The 19407-nt window shown below is 64.2% G+C and carries 17 protein-coding genes; 7 read left to right on the forward strand and 10 right to left on the reverse strand.

The genetic code is table 11. The features are described from left to right. Positions 1 to 127: 127 nt before the first annotated feature. Positions 128 to 2962 (forward strand): DEAD/DEAH box helicase, encoded by a 2835-nt coding sequence (locus ACYJ11_RS15410; protein WP_461648399.1) that lies wholly within the window; start codon positions 128 to 130, stop codon positions 2960 to 2962. A 23-nt stretch (positions 2963 to 2985) separates the two neighbouring features. On the opposite strand, the gene ACYJ11_RS15415 is transcribed toward ACYJ11_RS15410, so the two are convergent. Beyond that, on the reverse strand, positions 2986 to 3723 hold the full coding sequence (locus tag ACYJ11_RS15415; RefSeq protein WP_461648400.1) for a sporulation protein: 738 nt from the start codon (positions 3721 to 3723) through the stop codon (positions 2986 to 2988). 168 nt (positions 3724 to 3891) lie between these two features. Continuing rightward, positions 3892 to 5028 carry a PAS domain-containing protein gene (locus ACYJ11_RS15420; protein WP_461648401.1) on the reverse strand — a complete coding sequence of 379 codons (1137 nt, stop codon included), beginning with the start codon at positions 5026 to 5028 and terminating at the stop codon, positions 3892 to 3894. Between the two features lie 201 nt (positions 5029 to 5229). On the opposite strand from ACYJ11_RS15420, the gene ACYJ11_RS15425 reads away from it, so the two are divergent. Together ACYJ11_RS15425 and ACYJ11_RS15430 are read left to right on the forward strand one after the other, a co-directional pair. Beyond that, a complete protein-coding gene (locus tag ACYJ11_RS15425; RefSeq protein WP_461648402.1) occupies positions 5230 to 5838 on the forward strand; it encodes a zinc ribbon domain-containing protein in 609 nt (202 codons plus the stop codon). Between the two features lie 35 nt (positions 5839 to 5873). After that, positions 5874 to 7631, forward strand: coding sequence for a MutS-related protein (locus tag ACYJ11_RS15430; RefSeq protein ID WP_461648403.1), 1758 nt, complete (start codon positions 5874 to 5876; stop codon positions 7629 to 7631). Between the two features lie 10 nt (positions 7632 to 7641). Here ACYJ11_RS15430 and ACYJ11_RS15435 read toward each other — a convergent pair whose 3' ends face one another. The 6 genes from ACYJ11_RS15435 to ACYJ11_RS15460 all read right to left on the reverse strand — a co-directional run bounded on the left by ACYJ11_RS15435 (position 7642) and on the right by ACYJ11_RS15460 (position 12676). Then, the gene (locus tag ACYJ11_RS15435; RefSeq protein ID WP_461648404.1) at positions 7642 to 8106 is read right to left on the reverse strand and encodes an SRPBCC family protein; all 465 of its coding nucleotides are present in this window, start codon (positions 8104 to 8106) and stop codon (positions 7642 to 7644) included. A 274-nt stretch (positions 8107 to 8380) separates the two neighbouring features. Further along, positions 8381 to 8692 carry a hypothetical protein gene (locus tag ACYJ11_RS15440; RefSeq protein WP_188980085.1) on the reverse strand — a complete coding sequence of 104 codons (312 nt, stop codon included), beginning with the start codon at positions 8690 to 8692 and terminating at the stop codon, positions 8381 to 8383. Positions 8693 to 9047: 355 nt separating this feature from the next. Next, positions 9048 to 9218 carry a hypothetical protein gene (locus ACYJ11_RS15445; RefSeq protein ID WP_461648405.1) on the reverse strand — a complete coding sequence of 57 codons (171 nt, stop codon included), beginning with the start codon at positions 9216 to 9218 and terminating at the stop codon, positions 9048 to 9050. Positions 9219 to 9346: 128 nt separating this feature from the next. Beyond that, a complete protein-coding gene (locus ACYJ11_RS15450) occupies positions 9347 to 11728 on the reverse strand; it encodes a heavy metal translocating P-type ATPase (RefSeq protein ID WP_461648406.1) in 2382 nt (793 codons plus the stop codon). Next, positions 11725 to 12498 (reverse strand): sulfite exporter TauE/SafE family protein, encoded by a 774-nt coding sequence (locus ACYJ11_RS15455; RefSeq protein WP_461648407.1) that lies wholly within the window; start codon positions 12496 to 12498, stop codon positions 11725 to 11727. The genes ACYJ11_RS15450 and ACYJ11_RS15455 overlap by 4 nt, the downstream gene beginning before the upstream one ends. Before the next feature lies 1 nt (position 12499). Beyond that, a complete protein-coding gene (locus tag ACYJ11_RS15460; RefSeq protein ID WP_170096305.1) occupies positions 12500 to 12676 on the reverse strand; it encodes a hypothetical protein in 177 nt (58 codons plus the stop codon). Between the two features lie 167 nt (positions 12677 to 12843). On the opposite strand from ACYJ11_RS15460, the gene ACYJ11_RS15465 reads away from it, so the two are divergent. From ACYJ11_RS15465 to ACYJ11_RS15480, 4 genes are read left to right on the forward strand one after another with little or no spacing between them, the layout of a single operon-like run. After that, positions 12844 to 14079: a halocyanin domain-containing protein gene (locus tag ACYJ11_RS15465; protein WP_461648408.1), complete on the forward strand. Its 1236-nt coding sequence runs from the start codon at positions 12844 to 12846 to the stop codon at positions 14077 to 14079. Positions 14080 to 14083: 4 nt separating this feature from the next. Beyond that, positions 14084 to 14656 (forward strand): cytochrome c oxidase subunit II, encoded by a 573-nt coding sequence (locus ACYJ11_RS15470; RefSeq protein WP_170096307.1) that lies wholly within the window; start codon positions 14084 to 14086, stop codon positions 14654 to 14656. After that, on the forward strand, positions 14656 to 16344 hold the full coding sequence (locus ACYJ11_RS15475; protein WP_461648409.1) for a b(o/a)3-type cytochrome-c oxidase subunit 1: 1689 nt from the start codon (positions 14656 to 14658) through the stop codon (positions 16342 to 16344). Before ACYJ11_RS15470 ends, ACYJ11_RS15475 begins: the two co-directional genes overlap by 1 nt. Positions 16345 to 16367: 23 nt before the next feature. Beyond that, positions 16368 to 16916 (forward strand): hypothetical protein, encoded by a 549-nt coding sequence (locus tag ACYJ11_RS15480; protein WP_461648410.1) that lies wholly within the window; start codon positions 16368 to 16370, stop codon positions 16914 to 16916. 5 nt (positions 16917 to 16921) lie between these two features. Here the strand turns inward: ACYJ11_RS15480 and ACYJ11_RS15485 are convergent, their stop codons facing one another. Beyond that, positions 16922 to 18187, reverse strand: coding sequence for a zinc-ribbon domain-containing protein (locus ACYJ11_RS15485; RefSeq protein WP_461648411.1), 1266 nt, complete (start codon positions 18185 to 18187; stop codon positions 16922 to 16924). 40 nt (positions 18188 to 18227) lie between these two features. Beyond that, positions 18228 to 19361: a double zinc ribbon domain-containing protein gene (locus ACYJ11_RS15490; RefSeq protein WP_461648412.1), complete on the reverse strand. Its 1134-nt coding sequence runs from the start codon at positions 19359 to 19361 to the stop codon at positions 18228 to 18230. Between the last annotated feature and the right edge of the window lie 46 nt (positions 19362 to 19407).

The raw sequence follows: 19407 nt of genomic DNA on the forward strand, positions 1-19407 counted from the left end.
CTCCGGGCAACGACATAAGGCTGTACCCGTCGCTCCCCCGCAACGCCCGCAGTGCCCTGGTTACCGACGGCGTACGAGAGGGGGTGACACAACGTGTTTAACCCGGTGTAGTCGCTAGAGAGGGGCGATGACTGACGGGGTCGCTCGCGGCGATGACGCCTTCACTGCGCTCGGGCCGGCCGTCCGCAGTGCGCTCTCAGAGCGCGGCTTCACGACGCCGACCGACCCACAACGAAAGGCGATTCCGACGCTGGCCGACGGACGGGACGCGCTGGTGGTTGCCCCGACCGGAACCGGAAAAACCGAGACAGCGATGTTGCCGGTTTTCGATGCACTGGCCGAGTCTGAGGACCGCTTTGGCATCGGCGCGCTGTACATCACGCCGCTCCGGGCGCTGAACCGGGATATGCGCCAGCGTCTCGACTGGTGGGGCGAGACGCTCGGCCTCGAAGTGGACGTTCGCCACGGCGATACGACGGACTACCAGCGCCAGAAGCAGGCCAACGATCCGCCGGACGTGCTCGTGACCACGCCCGAGACGCTCCAGGCGATGCTCACCGGGTCGAAGCTTCGGACGGCGCTTGAGGACGTCGAGCATATCGTCATCGACGAGGTCCACGAACTCGCCGCTGCCAAGCGGGGCGCGCAGTTGACGGTCGGGCTGGAACGACTCCGGGAACTGTCCGGCCGGTTCCAGCGAATCGGACTCTCGGCGACAGTCGGCGACCCACACGAGGTCGGCCGGTTTCTCACCGGTGGGCGGACGTGTGCTATCGTGGAGGTGGACATCGGCAGCCGGCTGGACATCGAGGTGGTCCGGCCCCAGATTACCGACCGCGACGAGGAACTGTCGAGTACGCTCGTCACCGACGCCGGAACGGCCAGCCACGTTCGGTACATTGCAGACCTCATCGACGAGCACGAATCTGTCCTGCTGTTTGTCAACACCCGACAAACTGCCGAGGCGCTGGGCTCGCGGTTCAAGGAACTCGGGACCGACCTCGGTGTCCACCACGGGTCGCTGTCGAAGGAGGTCCGCATCGACGTGGAGGACCGCTTCAAGGCCGGTGACCTCGACGCCTTGCTGTGTACCTCCTCGATGGAGCTGGGTATCGACGTGGGCCACGTCGACCACGTCGTCCAGTACGGCAGCCCCAGGCAGGTGTCCCGCCTCGTCCAGCGGGTCGGCCGTGCCGGCCACCGCCGGGACCTCGTTTCCTCGGGCACGGTTGTCACGACCGACACCGACGACACATTGGAGGCGCTGGCGATTGCGAGACAGGCCGAGGCCGGCGATGTCGAACCGGCGGAAATCCACGACGGCAGCCTCGACACCGTTGCCAACCAGATCGCCGGGCTGGTGATGGACACCGGCGAAATCCGGGCGATGCGGGCCTTCGAGATACTGACCCGCGCGTATCCGTTCCGTGACCTCGACGAAGCACAGTTCAAGCAGGTCATCGAGGAACTCGCGGCGAACAACGTCATCTGGCTCGACGAGGACCGGGACACCCTGGAGAAGCGCCGCGGCACCTGGCAGTACTTCTATCAGAACCTCTCGATGATTCCCGACGAGGCCACCTACGACGTTGAGGACGTCGCCTCGGGCCAGCAGGTCGGGACCCTCGATGAGAAGTTCGTCGTCAACTTCGCCACGCCCGGCGAGGTATTTGTCCAGCGCGGGGAGATGTGGCGCATCACGAATATCGACGAGGAAGAGGAGGTCGTGACCGTCTCGCCCATCGAGGACCCCGCCGGTGAGGTCCCGTCGTGGGTGGGGCAGGAGATTCCGGTTCCAAGGGCCGTCGCCGCCGAGGTCGGCGAACTCCGCCGTGTGGCTGGTCGGCAGCTACAGGAGGGGGCCAACACCGATGCCGTCGCCAGAGACGTGGCGGCGCGCTACGCCGCCGGCCCGGAGACCGTCGCCGATGGGCTCTCACAGGTGGAAAAACACGAAGGGCCAATTCCGGACGATACGACTATTCTGGTGGAGTTCCACGGCCGGGAGGTCATCGTCAACGCCTGCTACGGCCACAAAATCAACGAGACGCTGGGACGGGTCCTCTCGGCACTGCTCGGCCAGCGAGCGGGCGAATCAGTCGCGATGGAGGTCGACCCCTACCGGATTACGCTGGAGGTCCCGCGCCGGATCACCGCCGGCGACGTCATCGAAGTCATCGAGGACACCGACCCCGACCACCTCCCGGCGCTCATCGAACTCAGCCTGAAGAACGCCGATGCACTAAAATTCAAACTGGCGCAGGTGGCGACGAAGTTCGGGTCGCTCAAGCGCTGGCGCGGTCGCGGGTCGACGGACTTCGGCCGCGACCGCCTGCTTGCCGCTCTAGAGGACACGCCGATGTACGACGAAGCCCTGCGCGAGGTGCGCCACGAGGACCTCGCCATCGAGGCGACGGCCGACCTTCTCCAGGACATTCAGCGCGGCGACGTGGCGCTCGAAACGGTCGGCGAGCACACACCCATCGGGACCGGCGGTAACTCCTCCGGGCGGGAACTCCTCTCGCCGGAGAACGCCGACGCGAGCGTCATCAAGACCGTCAAGGAGCGCATCCAGAGTGACCGTGTCATCCTCATGTGCTTACACTGCAAGGAGTGGGACCGAAAACAGCAGGTCAAGCGCGTGCGCGACCAGCCGTCGTGTCCGCAATGTGGGTCGACCCGCATCGCCGCGCTGAATCCCTGGGCCGAGGAGGTCGTCTCGGCCGTCCGGACCGACGACAAGGACGACGAACAGGAGAAGATGACCGAACGGGCCTACCGCTCGGCCTCGCTGGTCCAGAGCCACGGGAAGCGAGCGGTAGTCGCGCTGGCGGCTCGCGGTGTCGGGCCGCACAATGCCGCCCGCATCATCAACCGTCTACGGGAGGACAAGGACGAGTTCTACCGGGACATCCTCCGGCAGGAACGGGAGTACGCACGGACGCAGTCGTTCTGGGGCTGAGGGCGGCAACGGACGCCAGCGGGCTAGCTCAATTCCCGAATTGCTTCCGTGAGCCGTGGCTCGATAGCCTTCGGGTCTGGCTCTTCGATGGTAAGTTCGGTGTGTCGTTCGTCGGCGTCGGTCATCTCCGAGAGCAGTCCGGCGCTACGGTCGATCTCCAGATACACTGTGAGCCGGTCGTCGTCGAATACCGGGACGATTTCGACCTCGTCGACCTGATCAGAGAACTCGCCGCGCTGTGGTCGGAACTCGAACTCCTGAACGAAGTTCGCTGAGGTAGTGAACAGGCTCCCGGCCGTTGCCTCACAGGCCGAGGCGTGGAGCGAGAAGCCGAGCGAGTCCAGCGCGTCGAACACCGCCTGCGTTCGGTGTGTCGGTTCGACCTCGATGTAATCCTCGTCGCCAGGGTCGACCGCCATCGAGATATCGAGGCCGGTCTCGATTTCGACGGCCGTCGAGCGTGTGGTTACTGGCGTCTCCCGGGGAATGTCGATGGTAGTCTCGAAACGCCGGTTTTCGCCCGTTTCGATAGTGAACGGCTCGGTGAGTTGCCACTGGTCGATGATAGCGTCCTTGTACCCCTCGTCGGACTTGTATTCAGTTTCCAGCGCGAAGTAGATCGCGTCGATATCCTGGTCCGTCGATCCGCCCTCAACGTGGACTTCGGCCCGAACGGACTCACCGGCTCTGACGGAGTCTGTCGGCAGCACCGTGTCCACTGTCGCAGACCCGATACCGATTCTGGAGAGCACGTCTTTCATTGGTATTGTGCAATTCAACCGTCATATAGTATAAAGTCCAGGGAGCTACAGGGCGAACAAATCATCTGCAGGAGGACACAGACAGTTCTGCGGTTGGTGACCGATCAGCACAGCCCAGCACACGAGATCGGTCATAGTCACCGGCGACGACAACAGATGTACACGCGATCAAGAATCAGGGGCATCCTGACCGAGTATGACCAGTCCCGCGACGTTGTTATTCAGGTCAGTCAGAGAGTGAGCGCGGAACTCGTAGGACTGTCGTTGACCACTGTCAAGGCGAAGGCTGGCCGTGACAGTCGTTCGGCCAGTGCGAAGTGCGTCGTCAACCGCGTCAGTAATCGTCTCCCGTTCGTCGTCGGGAAACAGGTCGGTGATCGGCGTTCCGACGGCTGTGTCTTCGGTGCGCCCGATAAGCTCGAGTGCGCGGCGGTTACAGTGCTTGAGGTGGCCATCGATATCGGTAACGAACAGTGGGTTATCGAGCGTATCGAGCGCCTGTTGAATAACAGCACGTTCTTCGCGTAGCTCCTGCTCACGGGCGTACCGTTCGGTGATGTCGGTAAACGCGACGACGAGTTGCTCGACTTCACCGTCTCTGATTATCGGCGTGGTGTTGGCTTCATGAACGACCTCCCCGACTGGATGGTTAAGTGTCACCGTGTAAGTGATTGTTTCGCGCATGGCGACACATTTCCGATACGCGCCGGCGACCGCTCTGGCATTCTCATAGCCAAGTGCCTCCTGTGGGGTCTTACCGATAAGTTCCGACTCTGCAAGTCCCGTAAACTCCAGTACCCGTGAGTTACACCGCCGGAAACGAAACCCGTCTTGTTCGACATCGACGAGCAAGAGTCCGTTCCGTGTGTTCTCGAAAACGGCGGCATACTCCTCTTTGGTCTCGCGTAGCTGTTTTTCTGAGTGATAGCGAGTGACAGCGTTGTTGATACGGTTGGCCAGTAGTTCGTACTGTTCGGTCCCGGATTGTTTCTGTAAGTAGTCTGTTGCACCGGCAGAGATAGCATCGCTTGCGATCTCTTCGCTTCCTCGGCCAGTAAACAGGATGAACGGGAGTTTGGAGTGTTCCGCCCGGACGGCTTCTAAAAACTCAAGGCCGTCTCTCCCGGGCATCTCGAAGTCAGAAATAATGCAGTCCGGTGAGAACTCATCGAGCAGGTGTAGCCCTTCTGTCGCGCTTGCGGCAGTCTGCACGTTGAACCGACTGTCTTTCCGTTCGAGGAGGTCAGCAGTCAGGCTAGCAAGCCCCTTGTCGTCGTCGACATGTAGAATATCAACGCCCCCCATATACTACATCAGGCCTGTAGTAGATTATTTCTTTCCATCATCCAAATTACATTCTTTGGCTGGAAACCCCCCGACGGGACAGTGATTCGGCCGCATGGATGGTGCTGCGCTATGGTGTAGTATTAGCGCTACCCAACAACGGCTTTCTGGTAATTTGATACTATCCGGACCACTCAAACCGCTCGGTGCGCAAAGAGGAGTATGACCGAGTGGCGCAAAGCGTCGGACCCCGCCTGTCCGGAGTGTGGGGAGCCGTTGGAACCTACAGCGATGGCCTGTCCACACTGTGACGCGTCGCTGCTCACCGACGAACAGGCAGAAATGCTTGACGAGCGCCTGACCGAAACGCTGGAATCGATGGATTCCGGTGCACCGACGTGGGCAGTCACGCTTACTGGCCTCTCGCTCGGTATCGCCATTGCGCCGCTCGTGCTGTATGCCGTCGTCATCCTCGTCGGCGACCTCTCGGTTCCCGTGGCCGTCGGCGTCCTGCTGGCCGGCTGGCTCGGCCCAGCCGCGTATCTCTCGCGGCTCCGGAACCCCAGCGAGGTGCTGGCCCGCGGGCTGTACCTCGTCGTCGCCGGCGTGGCAGTCGTCGTACTCGTCGTCGGCTACGAAGTCCTCCTGTCAGATGGTCCATCAGTCGTCTCCGAGCAGACGGCGCTCGTGTCGCTTGGTCTGGCGATTCCGGCAGCACTTGGAGCGCTCATCGCACGCCGTGCGGCCCGGCGGGCTGACCGGCAGGCCCGCGGGGAGCCGGGGCCGCTCCACGAGCGTTTCGGTATCGACGACGACGAGCCCGACAACTGAAAACGCCTAAGCGGGCCGCCGTTCTCCACCCGTCCATGCGACTGGAGGAGTACTGGGGCATCGGCCCGAAGACGTCCGAACTGCTCACCGAGGAGCTGGGCGTCGAGCGGGCCATCGAGGCCATCGAGTCGGCGGATACACGAGCGCTAACCACGGCCGGCCTCTCCCGGGGGCGCGCGACGCGCATCCTCCGGCGGGCGACCGGCGCCGAGTCGATGGACCTACTCGCCACCAGAGACACCCGCGACGTGTACAAGGAACTGCTCGACCTCGCCGAGGAGTACGCGGTCACGGCGGACGCAGCGGACAGCATCCGCGTACTGACGCCGCTACCGACCCGCGAAGCGATGGACGAGCGGCTGGACGGCGTACTCGAAGCGCGGGACACGTGGGCCGACCTCTCGGACGCGGAGCAGCGAGCCGTCCTCGACGCGTTCGACGCCTACGACGCCGACGGGGGCGAATTGGCCGCGGTCGACGTGGCGCTCGCCCTCCAGAACACCGGCATCGAGAGCGGCGTGTTCGAACCGCTAGCGGCCATCGACGGGGAGTCACTGTCGGCTGGCCGGGCAGCACTCGCTGGCCTCGCGGGCGACGGCGACACTGTCGGCGAAGGGGCCGACGACGAACTCGACCGCCTGGGCGACCAGCTCGGGCAAATCGAGGACCTCGCGGCCGCCTCGATGGAGGTCGTCGAAGCTGTGCAGGAGGGTGCGCGACGACCCGACGAGTTCCAGGACGCGCTCGTCCGGCACGTCACGAGCGAGACCGGCATCGACGCCGCACGAATCCGCGACGCGATGCCTCGGGAGGCGACCGACGCACGGGACTTCGTCGACGTGGCGCTCCGGGAGCTCCGGACCACACTCCGAAGCGACGTGCAAGAGCGCGAGCGGGCGGTTGCCGACCGGCTGGAAGACGACCTCGCCGATGCGCGTGCGGACATTGACGCCGCAGTCAAGGCGGTGGACGACATCGCGTTCTCCGTCTCACTCGCCCGATTTGCTATCGCATTCGATTTGACGCGCCCCACCTTCGTCGAGGATCGCAAGACAATCGCAGTCAAACGCGCGCGGAACCTCACCATCGCCGACATAGAGAGCGTCCAGCCGATCACCTACGCTATCGGCGACCACACGCTGGACCTGGACCAGGCGAACCAGCCACCCAGCGGCGACCGAGTGGCTGTCCTGACCGGCGCGAACTCCGGCGGGAAGACGACCCTGCTGGAGACGCTGTGTCAGGTGCAACTGCTGGCCCAGATGGGGCTGCCGGTCCCCGCCGAGGCCGCAGAGGTTGGCATCGTCGACACCATCGTATTCCACCGGCGGCACGCTTCGTTCAACGCCGGCGTCCTCGAATCGACGCTGCGCTCGGTCGTGCCGCCGCTGACCGAGAGTGACCGGACGCTGATGCTCGTCGACGAGTTCGAGGCCATCACCGAACCCGGCTCCGCCGCCGACCTGCTGCACGGGCTCGTGACACTGACCGTCGACCGCGACGCGCTTGGCGTGTTCGTCACCCACCTCGCAGACGACCTCGAACCGCTGCCCACGGAGGCTCGCGTCGACGGCATCTTCGCTGAAGGGCTGAATCAGGACCTCGACCTGCAGGTCGACTATCAGCCCCGCTTTGGCACCGTCGGGAAGTCCACGCCGGAGTTCATCGTCTCCCGACTGGTCGCAAACGCCGCCGACCCCGTCGAGCGCAGCGGGTTCGAGACGCTCGCTACAGCTGTCGGCGAGGAGGCGGTTCAGCGGACGCTTTCGGACGCGCTCTGGACCGACGAGTAGCGTCCCGGAGTTACGACAGCGAACTGGCGACGACTTGCTCCTCCTCTTCGACTGCCTCGGCGACGTTTGCCAGGAGCCGCCGCACTTCCCGGCGGTTGTACCATCTGATAACCGGCGCGAGAAGGAACTCTGGGAGCGGCCCTGGAACTTCGTAGTCGGCGGCGTAGGTGAGCTGCGTACCGCCATCCTCGGGTTCGAACCGCCAAGCGATCCGCCCCGTCAGGTCGCCGTCCATGTTGTAGACGATTCGCTCGGGCGGCTCGTACGTCGCCGCGCGGACCTCGCCGGTGAACGAGACGCCGAACATCCTGTACTCGTAGGCGGCGCGGTTGCCGCTGTTCGGCAGGCGTTCGATACGCTCGGCACGGGACAGACTCGGCGTGACGGCCGCCTGGTTCGACGGCTCGTCCATGAACGCGAACACCGTCTCGACTGGCGCATCGAGCCATCGGTCGTCGGACGTATGGACGGTCATACGTACCGCTTCGCGCTACAGTATCTTACAGGCTCGGCTGCGCAGTGAGGGTAAACAGGGCAGAAACGACTGTGGCCCGTCTCGGCAGCTACAGCCGCCGGGTGCGGCGTGACTGTGCTCTGCTCTTCGAGTCGCGTCACCGTCTGTCGATGACAGTGGCAAGGTATATTCAATGCATGGATGTGGACTTCCCGGCAGGACTTGAACCTGCGCCGGGCGAGGGCCCGGGTCCGGTTGGAATATTCGGGAAGACAGGGGGAGTGGAGGGCTGCGCTTACGCGTCACCGGTCACGTCGACGCGGTTGACCGCCATCACGCCGAATCCGTCTTGCAGGAGTTCGCCGCGGTCGTCCGCGGTGTTCCGGTCGTCGTCAGCCTGCAGCGTGAGCGACACGTCGGCGTCGACCCGGATGTCGGTCCAGGTGGGCCGCACGCTGGTCACGCGGTCGACGGCCACGTCTTCGACGCCGTCGACGGCCGCGAGGACGTCGGCGACACCGGCTTCGAGGGTCTCGGACCCGCCACGCGGAACGCGCAGTGATAGGTCGGCCGATACCTCGGTCGGGGGGGTCGCCTGCAGCGACATAACGCCGACGGCCGGAGTCGAACCGGGCCGGGAGGGCACTCGCCAATTGAGTCGCGTCGGTCGGGGACTGCGCGGGTGGCGGGCGCGTACGTCCGGCCGGGAGCGGCCGGTCAGGGATTCCCACACCGGGACGATGGGGAACCCGAGGGCTGGACAGCGTGATAGCGACACGGTACGGTACAGGCTCAGGGGCGAGCGGCGACACGCCGACAGACCATACTGTGCGGTGCAGGCCTCTCAGACGGAGCGGCCGAGCGGGGGGTAGAGTCCCGCCGCTCGACAGTGAGCCAAATCGAATCCCCGCCGCAGTGCGGCGTCCGTGAGTGGGACGCCGGTCCCACGGCGGCGAACCAGTCTATGGTGCCACGGACGGAATCTTCACCGAACAGGTGTCCGCGGCGGCCCGTTCCCCAATAAGGGGTGCATACTCGACCGTAGCGTCGAGGCTACGTTCGATGGCCGACCGCCCGCTGTACAGCCAGCGAGCGAACGACGTTGGCGCGGGAACGGGAAATGCGTAGGTCATGGGTCACCACGTCGGTGAAAGCGACGTATATGTGACCAGAACTGGTGATATATTAAATCTGTTTCAGACATGATACCAAATATCAAACCATCAGCGGTCGCTGGCAAGACGGTAACCGACAGCACGATTCAGTCGGCCGCTGCTGGTTGCTGTGGCGGAGCCGGCCCATCTGTACTCGCCTCGCCGTGTGAGGCTGTTCCAGCCAGCGTCCGCGTGGAGTTCCCAACGACGAGCAGGCTACTGGCCGTCATCGCCAGGGCCGCAAACAGCGGGTTCAAGACGCCGAGCAGCGCGAGCGGGAGCGCAACGGCGTTGTAACAGAACGCCCACGCGAGGTTCTGACGGACCCGGGTTCGGGTTGCGGCCGTCACCGAAAACATGTCGGGGACGGCCCGCAGGTCGTCGGTCGTTACGACCGCATCAGCTGCATCGGCGGCCAGCGACGTGCCCGAGGCCATGGCGATGCCTACGTTGGCGGCCGCCAGTGCCGGGGCATCGTTGCTCCCGTCACCGATCATCGCGACGGTCCCGCGGGACTGCAGTCGCTCGACAACTTCGGCTTTCGCCTCGGGCGGTACCCCAGCGAACACCTCGTCGACGCCGTCGTGGCGCTCGAACGGGGTGGCGGCTTCGGGGCGGTCGCCAGTAATGACAACTACGTCGCGGTCACGAGCGAGCGTCGAGACGACTGACTCCCAGTGCGAGCGGAGCCTGTCGCCCGCGACGAGCACGTCCCGCGCTTTGCCGTTCCATCCGATAAGCGCCGGAACGCGCCCGTTCTCGGTCGCGCGTTCACACCGGTTTCGGAGATCGGTGGGCACGTCGAACCCGATGTCGTCGAACAGGGCTTGCGTCCCGACAGCGACGTGTTCTCCGTCGACCGTCGCACTGACGCCCTGTCCCGGGTGTTGCTCGAACCCGGAGACGGCCGCGTCCGGGACCGGGACGGCGTCTGTGACGGCCTCAGCGACGGGGTGGTCAGCGAACTGCTCGACCGCGGCTGCCCGGGACATCGCCCCCTCGTCGGCGCGCTCCAGTAGTTCCATCTCACCGGTCGTCAGCGTACCCGTCTTATCGAAGGCGACTACGTCTGCATTGGTCGCCGTCTCGAACACCGCGTCACCGGTTACGACGGTCCCGCCGTCGAGTGCCCGGCGGATGCCAGCCGCGGTCGCCAATGGCGTCGCCAGCCCCAGCGCGCAGGGACAGGAAACCACGAGCACCGCCAGCCCAGTCAGCATCGCGTCCGTGGGTGTCGCTCCGGCGACGAGGTGCCCGATGGTGGCGAACACAGCCAGAACGACCACCAGCGGGACGAAGACGGCGGCGATGCGGTCGACCAGCCGCTGGACGCCGCCGCGCGTGCTCTGGACCTCCCACAGCAGGTTCGTCAGCCGGTCGACGGTGCTCTCGGCGTCCGGTCCGACACGCACGACGACGCCGCCCTGCGTGACCAGCGACCCCCCGATGACCACGTCGCCGTCCGCCTTCCGGACTGCCAGCGACTCCCCCGTCACGAGCGACTCGTCGACGGCGGCGGTCCCCTCAACCACAGTCCCGTCGACAGGGATTCGCTCGCCGGAGCGGACGACGACTTCGTCGCCAGCCGACAGCGCCCCCACGTCGACCTCCTCGTGACCACCGTCAGTCCGTCGTCGAGCGCTATCGGCTCGCTGTGTGGTGAACTCCGTGAGGCGGTCCAGCGCGCGCCGCCGGACCCGGTCCTGATAGTAGTCGCCGACTGAGACGGCCATGACGATGACCGTCGCCACGTCGAAGTACACCTCTGTATGTCCCAGAATGACAGCGACGACGCTGTAGAGGAAGGCTGTCACAGCAGCCATCGCGACGAGTAAGTCCATGTTCGGCCGACCAGCGCGGAGGCTGACGTAGGCCCCGCGAAGCAGTGGCCACCCGGTGTACCCGACCACGACGCCGGTCATCACGGCCATGTTCCACAGCAGGTAATCCCCCGCCTGCCCCGAGGGGTCGAACAGCAACAGGGACTGATCCACGCCGAGGTAGGCCGGGTAGAGAAAGAGGATGTACCACAGCATCGTCATCATCCCGAAGAAGCCGCCGACGATGAGACGCCCCTCAAGTTCGTACTCGTCGTCGGTTTCCGTGGCCTGCAGGCTGGCGTCGTAACCGGTTCCGGCCACTGCCTCCCTGAGGTCCGACTCAGAGAGCGCGTCGGCGTCGTAGGTGAGTTTCATCGTCCCCGTCGGGTAGCTGGCTGCCGCGGCGGTGACGCCGTCGTGGTCTATGGCCCGCGCTTCGAGGAACGTCTCGCAGGTCGTACAGTGCATCCCATCGACAGAGAGGAAAGCCGTCTCGCCGTCGGCGTCGTCCGGATCGGGGCCAGTGTCGGCGGCGTCGCGGCTCTCCGTCGCCGGGTCGTCAAGCGTCCGCGCGACCTCCAGACAGCCACGACAGCAGAACGTCCCCTCGACCGCCTCATCAGTGACTGGCGTCTCGACCGGTAGATCACAGAGCGTACAGTGAGTCATGTCCAGGGCATCGGCAGTGGTGGTTTCGGGATGACGATACCGAACGCCGCCAGGCCGTTCGACAGCGGGACGAGCGCGAGCGCGATGAAGACGACACCGAGTGCCCGGTGCAATGTCGCGCGATGGCCTGGCGACAACGTGCCGAAAGCGGTCCCGTAGGCGAACACCAGCGGAAACGTCCCGAGGCCGAGCGCGGCCAGCGAGAGCCCGCCGGTGAGCGCAGAGCCGGTCGCAAACGCGTAGAGGAACGCCGGGTAGAGCAGCGGACAGGGGAGCAAGCCGTGCATCGCGCCCAGTGCGACCATCCCCGGGCCGTCGACCCACCGGTCAACTCTGGCGACGAGCGACGCGGAGAGTCGCTGGAACAGGTTCCCCACCAGCGGTAGCGACCGGGCCACATCGACGGCGCGACCACGAGAGAGATACCCCAGGCCGACGGTGATGATAGCGAGGCCAACGAAAACCCCGACGGCTCCCCGGACAGCAGTTCCAAGACGTGCCAGGCCAGCCACATCGTACAGTACACTGCCAGCAGCGCCAAGTACCGTCCCGACGAGCGCGTAGCTCAACGTCCGTCCAGCGTTGAACAGCGCGTGCTGACGTATTTCGTGACCTGACACCGGCCCGCCGTCGTCAAGTCTATCGGCGTAGGTGGTGACTAACGGCCCGCACATCCCGAGACAGTGAACGCTCCCGACCAGCCCAAGCCCGACGAACGCCGCGAGGCCGGCCGTTTCACCGGAGCTTAGCCCCGCCGTCCCGAACGGCATATCAGACGGGACGCGACTCTGTTGGCTTGGTCATCAAGAACAAACTGCTGGCGATGATGACGACGCTGACGAGCGAGAGCGCGACGATGGTGCGGCCGGTTCCCTGCATGTAGTACGCGACCGGCGCGAGCCCGAGCAGCGCCAGCAACGTTACGAGCCGAGGGCTTGACGCAGACATACCTGACCGTACGTTAGAGGGGTTATAAAAAGAAACGGGTCGTTCCTGCCGGCTGAAAACACCAACAGGGGTTTTTTTAGGTAATCTGCTATTCTCCCAGATATGGTACGGCACGAAGCTAGAAGCAGTCAGCTGCCAGATTCGCACGACGCGGTGGGGGTGCGACGATGGCGCTGAGTCGGCGACAGTTCGTCGGTGCCGCAGCCGGGACAGCGGCGCTGGCCGCAACTGGCACGGCGACAGCACAGGAGGAACCGGACTACGGCGGCTGGTTCGATGATGTTTCGAACTACGACGGGACCGCCGACAAGCGAGGCCAGGACACTGTGACAATCACCGTCGGCGCGCAGGGCAACAACGGCGCGTTCGCCTTCGACCCGCCCGCGGTGATGGTCAGTCCGGGCACAGAGGTCGTCTGGGAATGGAGCGGCGAAGGCGGCGGCCACAACGTCGTTTCGGACGGCGACGGGCCGCTTGACTCCGGAAGCCCGGTCAGCGAGGCCGGAACGACCTACAGCCACACCTTCGAGTCTGAGGGGATGTTCAAATACGTCTGCGTCCCCCACAAATCGCTCGGTATGAAGGGCGCCGTCGTCGTTCGGCCCGGAAACGGTGGCTCCGGTGACGGCGGCTCCGGCGGGCAACAGCAGCAAGGCCCACCCAAGAATCCGGATTACGGCGGCTGGTTCGACGACGTCTCGAACTACGACGGAACGACCGTCGACAGAACCGACGCCGACAGCGTCGAGATATCGGTCGGCGCACAGGGCAACAATGGCGCGTTCGCCTTCGACCCGCCAGCGGTCCGGGTGACGCCCGGCACTGAAGTAACCTGGACCTGGACCGGTGAAGGCGGCGGCCACAACGTCGTCTCGGACGGTGACGGGCCACTTGACTCCGGCAGCCCGGTCAGCGAGTCCGGCACGACCTACAGCCACACTTTCGAAGAAATGGGCGTGTACAAGTACGCCTGTACGCCCCACAAGTCGCTTGGCATGAAGGGCGCCGTCGTTGTCGGTGGCCCGCTCGGTGGCAGCGGTGGCGGCAGTGGGGGCGGAAGCGAACAGGAGGGTGGCGGTATCGAACTCTCCGGCCCGCAGTGGCTTCTCTCGGGCTCGGTTCTGCTTGCGTTCTTCTCGCCGCTGTTGTTCGCAGTTGCGATGCGACGCCGTCAGAACGGGCGGCCGCCACAGACGGGTGAAGGTGGCGAGCTGCAGCGGGCGACCGGCCCGGAACCAGTTGAAGAGGCCGCGGAAACTGAACCGGCCGTCGAGCTGGGCCACGACGAGTACGACCCGAAGGGAACGGCGGCACTGGTCGCCTTCTACTTCGTGTTGATCGGCCTGCTGTGGGTGTTCATGTACTTCGTCGAGTTCCTCGGCCGCGTCTCGATAATCGGGTGATATCATGCAGGTTCATAGATTCGAAAAGGTTTGGCTCGGTGCAGCGATACTGCTCATCGTCGGGTTCATCGCGACCATCGCCTACGGCTCGGTCGGCGTCGGCGTCGGGATGGTCGACGATTCGGGCGGACAAATAAGTGCGCAAGAAGTACAGAACGGGAACACTGGCACCCAGTTCGACGACCCCGGCGTCGTCAAGACGGGCGAAGATAAGTACACCGTGTACGTTGTCGCCCGGCAGTTCCAGTTCGTTCCAGGGAGCGGAGACAATCCGGTCCAAGTGCCCGCAGGTGCCAACGTAACGTTCAGGGTGACCAGTGCAGACGTGGTGCACGGCTTCTCCGTGGTCGAAACAAACATCAACACGATGGTCATCCCGGGTCAGGTCTCAGAAGTCTCAGCACGGTTCAACGAACCCGGCACCTACGGGCTTATCTGTCACGAATACTGCGGGGCGGCCCATCACACGATGGGTGGCTCCGTCGAAGTCGTCCCACCGGAGGAGTACGATATGCAGCAAGAGAACATCGACCAGTCAGCAGATGATGCACAGGCTCAGGAGGAGGCGGATCAGTAATGGTGTTCGTCGATTCCTATCCGAAAACGTCGAAAATAGTCCGTAGCGAGTTCATTGTGGCGTTCGTCGCCCTTGGAATCGGTGCGTTATTTGGCGTCGTTCAGGCGCTCCATCGAACCGGCGTGTTCCGCGGATTCATCAGTTCTGCGGACTACTACACGATTCTGACGGGCCACGGCGTCTTGCTGGCGCTCGTGTTTACCACGTTCTTCATCTCGGGACTGTTCACGTGGGCCGTCGCCAACAGCCTCGAACGGGAGCTGCCACACCGTATCGCCTGGTCGGGCTTCTGGATAATGCTTACAGGAACAGTGCTTGCGGCCGTGTCCATCATCGGCGGTCTCGTCGGTGCGCCGTCGATTCTGGGTCACGATCTTAAAGCGGACGTGCTGTTCACTTTCTACGCCCCGTTGAAGGCTCATCCGGCATTTTACATCGGTGCGGCGCTCATCATCGTCGGTTCGTGGATCGCCGGCCTCGCGTACTTCAAGGCGCTGTGGGAGTGGCGATCTGAGAACCCGGATGAACGCATTCCGCTGCAGACGTTCATGGTCCTGACGACGATGCTGATGTGGTACGTCTCCACCATCGGTGTCGCCGTCGAGGTCGTCGCCTTCCTCATCCCGTGGTCGCTCGGACTCATCCAGAACGTCGACCCGCTGCTGACGCGGACGCTGTTCTGGTACTTCGGCCACCCGGTCGTGTACTTCTGGCTCATGCCGGCGTACCTCGTCTGGTACACTATCCTGCCGAAACTGGCTGGCGGCCGACTGTTCAGTGACCCGCTGGCCCGCGTGGTCTTCGTCGCCTTCCTGCTGCTCTCAACCCCGGTCGGCTTCCACCACCAGTACACCGATCCCGGTATTCCCTCGGGCTACAAGTTCATCGCGATGACGAACACGATGTTCTTGCTGTTGCCCTCGCTTTTGACCGCGTTCACCGTGGTCGCCTCGGTTGAACATGGCGCTCGCCAGCGGGGGGCAAAGGGCTACCTCTCCTGGCTTCGGAATCTGCCGTGGGGCAAGCCGGCCTTCGCCGGCTGTATGCTCGCCGGCCTGATGTTCGCAGCGGGAGGCTTCTCCGGCATGATCAACGCCGGGATGAACATCAACTACCTCATCCACAACACCATCTGGGTGCCCGGCCACTTCCACCTCACTGTCGGGACTGCGTTCGCGCTGACGGCGATGGCTATCAGCTACTGGCTGGTCCCGCAGATCACCGGGAAGAAACTCCGACAGCGAAGCATCGCTACGCTCCAGCCGTACGTCTGGTTCGTGGGCATGGCGTTGATGTCGAACGCCATGCACCGGGCCGGCCTCGCCGGCATTCCGCGACGGACTGCCGAACCGACGTATGACGAGTTCGCGTTCGAGGGGGTCGCCGGAACAGTCGGCGAAATGCGAATCCAGATCGCCATCGGCGGCTTCCTGCTGTTCGTCGGCGCCGCGATGTTCCTCATCGTCATGGCTGACACCCTGCTCGCTCGCCGCGGTGGGACGCTGTCGGTCAACAGCAACATCCCAGAACCGCTGTCCGGCGCGGACCACAGCCCGCGTATTCTGGACAACTACAAGCTCTGGACGGCAATTGCCCTGCTGCTCATCGTCATCGCCTACGGGCCACCACTCGCCAGCATGGTCGCTGATGGACTGTTCGCGCCCGGTAGCCCGCCGATCCCGGTCTAACACCACTTCACTACTCTCTCATCATGTTCGACGACGTCGACGGTCCGGAGCAGAAAACGCTGCTACGACTCCTCATCATCGTCGGAATCGGCTTGCCGATCCTCATCGAGGTCGTTACCTTCGGGAGTATGATGGGGCACCACTTAACCGGAGACACCGGGGGAGAGGCGGTCCCCGGAACGCCGACTGCGGAGCCGGCCGGTGCCGACGTCGGCGACCCGATTCTGAAATCCGCCAACGTCTCAGCCCGCATCGACGCGGCGTCTGTCGTCACGGCTGACGATGGGTGGCGGTTCACGCTCGCAGTGAACGTGACGAACACTGGGTCAGACCCCACAGCAGTTCGTCTCGACAGCGTTACCACCCGCAGCGGAGAGACAGTTGCGGACACCGCAAGCACTGGACAGCTACCAGTGGGAGACACTGACGACGTGACCAAGTCGTGGCTTCTCCCGCCCGGTGAGCGCCCGGACACCGTCGCTGTAACGGTGTTCGTGTACCCGGACGAGGAATCAGTACAGTCGACACAGTACACCGTCGCACTCGGCGACATCCCCGTTTCGAACCGCTGACCACCTCACCCGTCGACGGGGTCGCCACAGGACGGACAGGTGTCAGCGTCGGGCGGCAGCGACTCGCCGCATTCGCTACAGTACGACTGGCCGGCGTCCCGGCCGCCCGGTGTGAAGACAGATGTATCATCCATCCACGCTTCATCGGTTGTCGAGGTGGTCTCGTTCGTATCGTCCGTCCCGGCTGTCTCAGAGTCCGCGCCTGTTCCAGTGTCGTCGACCGTCGCCTCCGGTTCTGTAGCAGCCCCTGACGGCGGCGCGTTGCCCTGTCCCGATTCGTGAGCAGGCGGTTCCGCAGCCTGAGCCTCGTCGGGCGAAAACACTCGGGTCCCGGTGTGTCCCGGTGACTCCGCGTCGCTGTCGTCATCTTCGGTGTCGGTTCCAGTCTGTTCCCGAGAATCCGGTGCAGCGTCCACAGCCTCTTGGGCAGTTGGACGCTCGGTTCCGTTTTGCGCCGATCCGGCCGGTGGCATGATCGGGTGCCGCTGGTCCGGACGACGCTGCCAGTTCGAAAGCGGCGCACGGATTCTGACCGGGGTCCCAGCGAGTAGTTGGAAGAGGAGGTACGCACTCGCCAGCACGCCGGGGACGGCAATGAAAATGGGTGTGGCCTGTGCTGGCTGAACGCCCGTCAGCTTGAGGGCTATCTCAACAACGGGACTAATACCAGCCTGAGTCAGCCACGGGGACAGCGCCGGCGATACGCCGGATGCGGTGTCCATCTGGACCAACCACCCAGTACTAAGCGAGACTGCGCTCACGAACACCAGCAGCGACAGGAGTGGTGGGACCGAAAGCGTGTAGACGCGGTGTCCGTAGGCGACGGTCCGGACGACGAGATGCACTGTCCCGAACAGTACGACCACCGTGAGCGGCCACAGCTGCCCGAGTATGACACTGAGCAGCAAGCAGCCGAGGAGTACACTGCCGGGGATAGCGAGTAACAGGCTTGGATGGTCCAGCCGATACGCGTCGGCAAGGTTGCCGTGCCTGTTCCGAAGCCGCCGGTTGATGAGGACAACGGTCGCCAGTGACGGACCGACGAGCCAGAGACCAGCGGCGAGTACAGTTCGTAGCGTGACAGTTCGGCCAGCGAGTGTCGCAAGAACAGTCCGTTCGAGCCCTGGGAACTGCGCCAGCAGCAGCCCCGTCGCGAGTACCCAGCCACCGTAGACGAGCCATGCCAGACCCACACCCACAAATAGCCAGGTTTCCGCTCGGAGTAGTGCGGCGGACTCGCGGAGTTCCAACCCCAGTCGACCACGCTCCATCAGCCTGATATTTCCCGACCGACCGCTTAACTGTGGGTGGTCACGCCGCCCGAAGTGTCATCGTGGCGACGCCCGAGAGTTCGAGTTCGTCGCCCGGTTGGATCGGTTCCCGGTCGCCTTTCTGCAGCTGGGTCTCGTTCAGCCGCGTCGGGTTGTCCCCGAGATCGACCAGATAGTACCCGTCCGGCTGGCGGTCGAACCGGACATGTTCGCGGTGGATCCGAACCGCTTCGTCTTCCGGTCGGCCGGCATCCAATAGTGCTGCTCGGATCTCTCGGCCGATGCGATCCCCGTCTTCGACAGTGATATCTCGGCCCTCAATCGAGAGGACGAGCTTATCCGGTACCGCCGCATCGTCGGTGGATTGTGAGGCGAGTGTGTCGACGGCGTTGCCCGCGGTTGCTGACTCACTCTCCGTCTCGTCGGCGGTCGACGGCCCTGCCGAGTCAGCCGTCGACGTGTCGCTCTCGCCGCGATGCGCGTCTAAGTTCTCTCCACAGTTGACACAGAAACTGGCATCGTCGTCGACAGCGGTATCACAGGACGGGCACGCGTCGAGCGAGCGGTCGTCTCCCGGTGTGATGTCCTGTACGTCGGCACCGCAGGCGACACAGAAATTCGCGTCAGCGTCGAGTTCGCGGTCACAGTCCGGACAGGTAATCGTCGCCGGGTCGTCATCTGTCTCCGGGGTTTCGCCTGACTCCTCGGCGTCCGCTTCGGAGTCACCGCTGGACTTGTCCGGGGTGTCGTCGGCCTCGTCGGGTTCTTCCGCAGCGTTCGGCCCGGTTCCGTTTTCGGCCTCGGCGTCGGCCTCAGGTTCGTGTTCCGTCGCCGTCTCCGCCGTCTCATCCTCTGCCTCGGCTGCCCCAGTGTCCGAGGCCGCATCCGCCGAGACGTCGTCGGCGCTAGCATCGTCACCAGTGTTGCCATCCGGCGTGTCGGGTTCGTCACTGGTCCCCATCGACCGGCCACCCGTCGGGTCTGCCTCGTCCGTGCCTTCCGGTATCAAGTCGGCGTCGTCTGGCACCCCATCGTCGGTGTCAAAATCAGCGGCGCTTTCGTCAGTGTGTTGCCACTCACCACAGTCCGGGTTTGTGCACCATCCGCCCGCGACTGTCGGATCAAAGTCCTCGTCGCATATGGGGCATTTTACCGTACGGTCGGATTCAGGCATGGGTTTCGTTAGGTCCTACAGAGTCGAGAAATAAAATACTTGTCCC

It is taken from the genome of Haloarcula sp. H-GB5 (assembly GCF_054850705.1).

Bases quoted from the DNA above. Each gene is read 5' to 3' on its own strand.
- ACYJ11_RS15455 (WP_461648407.1), bottom strand. From the start codon at position 12,498: ATGCCGTTCGGGACGGCGGGGCTAAGCTCCGGTGAAACGGCCGGCCTC.
- ACYJ11_RS15465 (WP_461648408.1), top strand. From the start codon at position 12,844: ATGGCGCTGAGTCGGCGACAGTTCGTCGGTGCCGCAGCCGGGACAGCG.
- ACYJ11_RS15410 (WP_461648399.1), top strand. From the start codon at position 128: ATGACTGACGGGGTCGCTCGCGGCGATGACGCCTTCACTGCGCTCGGG.
- ACYJ11_RS15460 (WP_170096305.1), bottom strand. From the start codon at position 12,676: ATGTCTGCGTCAAGCCCTCGGCTCGTAACGTTGCTGGCGCTGCTCGGG.
- ACYJ11_RS15420 (WP_461648401.1), bottom strand. From the start codon at position 5,028: ATGGGGGGCGTTGATATTCTACATGTCGACGACGACAAGGGGCTTGCT.
- ACYJ11_RS15445 (WP_461648405.1), bottom strand. From the start codon at position 9,218: ATGACCTACGCATTTCCCGTTCCCGCGCCAACGTCGTTCGCTCGCTGG.
- ACYJ11_RS15425 (WP_461648402.1), top strand. From the start codon at position 5,230: ATGACCGAGTGGCGCAAAGCGTCGGACCCCGCCTGTCCGGAGTGTGGG.
- ACYJ11_RS15485 (WP_461648411.1), bottom strand. From the start codon at position 18,187: ATGGAGCGTGGTCGACTGGGGTTGGAACTCCGCGAGTCCGCCGCACTA.
- ACYJ11_RS15435 (WP_461648404.1), bottom strand. From the start codon at position 8,106: ATGACCGTCCATACGTCCGACGACCGATGGCTCGATGCGCCAGTCGAG.
- ACYJ11_RS15480 (WP_461648410.1), top strand. From the start codon at position 16,368: ATGTTCGACGACGTCGACGGTCCGGAGCAGAAAACGCTGCTACGACTC.
- ACYJ11_RS15490 (WP_461648412.1), bottom strand. From the start codon at position 19,361: ATGCCTGAATCCGACCGTACGGTAAAATGCCCCATATGCGACGAGGAC.
- ACYJ11_RS15440 (WP_188980085.1), bottom strand. From the start codon at position 8,692: ATGTCGCTGCAGGCGACCCCCCCGACCGAGGTATCGGCCGACCTATCA.
- ACYJ11_RS15475 (WP_461648409.1), top strand. From the start codon at position 14,656: ATGGTGTTCGTCGATTCCTATCCGAAAACGTCGAAAATAGTCCGTAGC.
- ACYJ11_RS15415 (WP_461648400.1), bottom strand. From the start codon at position 3,723: ATGAAAGACGTGCTCTCCAGAATCGGTATCGGGTCTGCGACAGTGGAC.
- ACYJ11_RS15430 (WP_461648403.1), top strand. From the start codon at position 5,874: ATGCGACTGGAGGAGTACTGGGGCATCGGCCCGAAGACGTCCGAACTG.
- ACYJ11_RS15450 (WP_461648406.1), bottom strand. From the start codon at position 11,728: ATGACTCACTGTACGCTCTGTGATCTACCGGTCGAGACGCCAGTCACT.
- ACYJ11_RS15470 (WP_170096307.1), top strand. From the start codon at position 14,084: ATGCAGGTTCATAGATTCGAAAAGGTTTGGCTCGGTGCAGCGATACTG.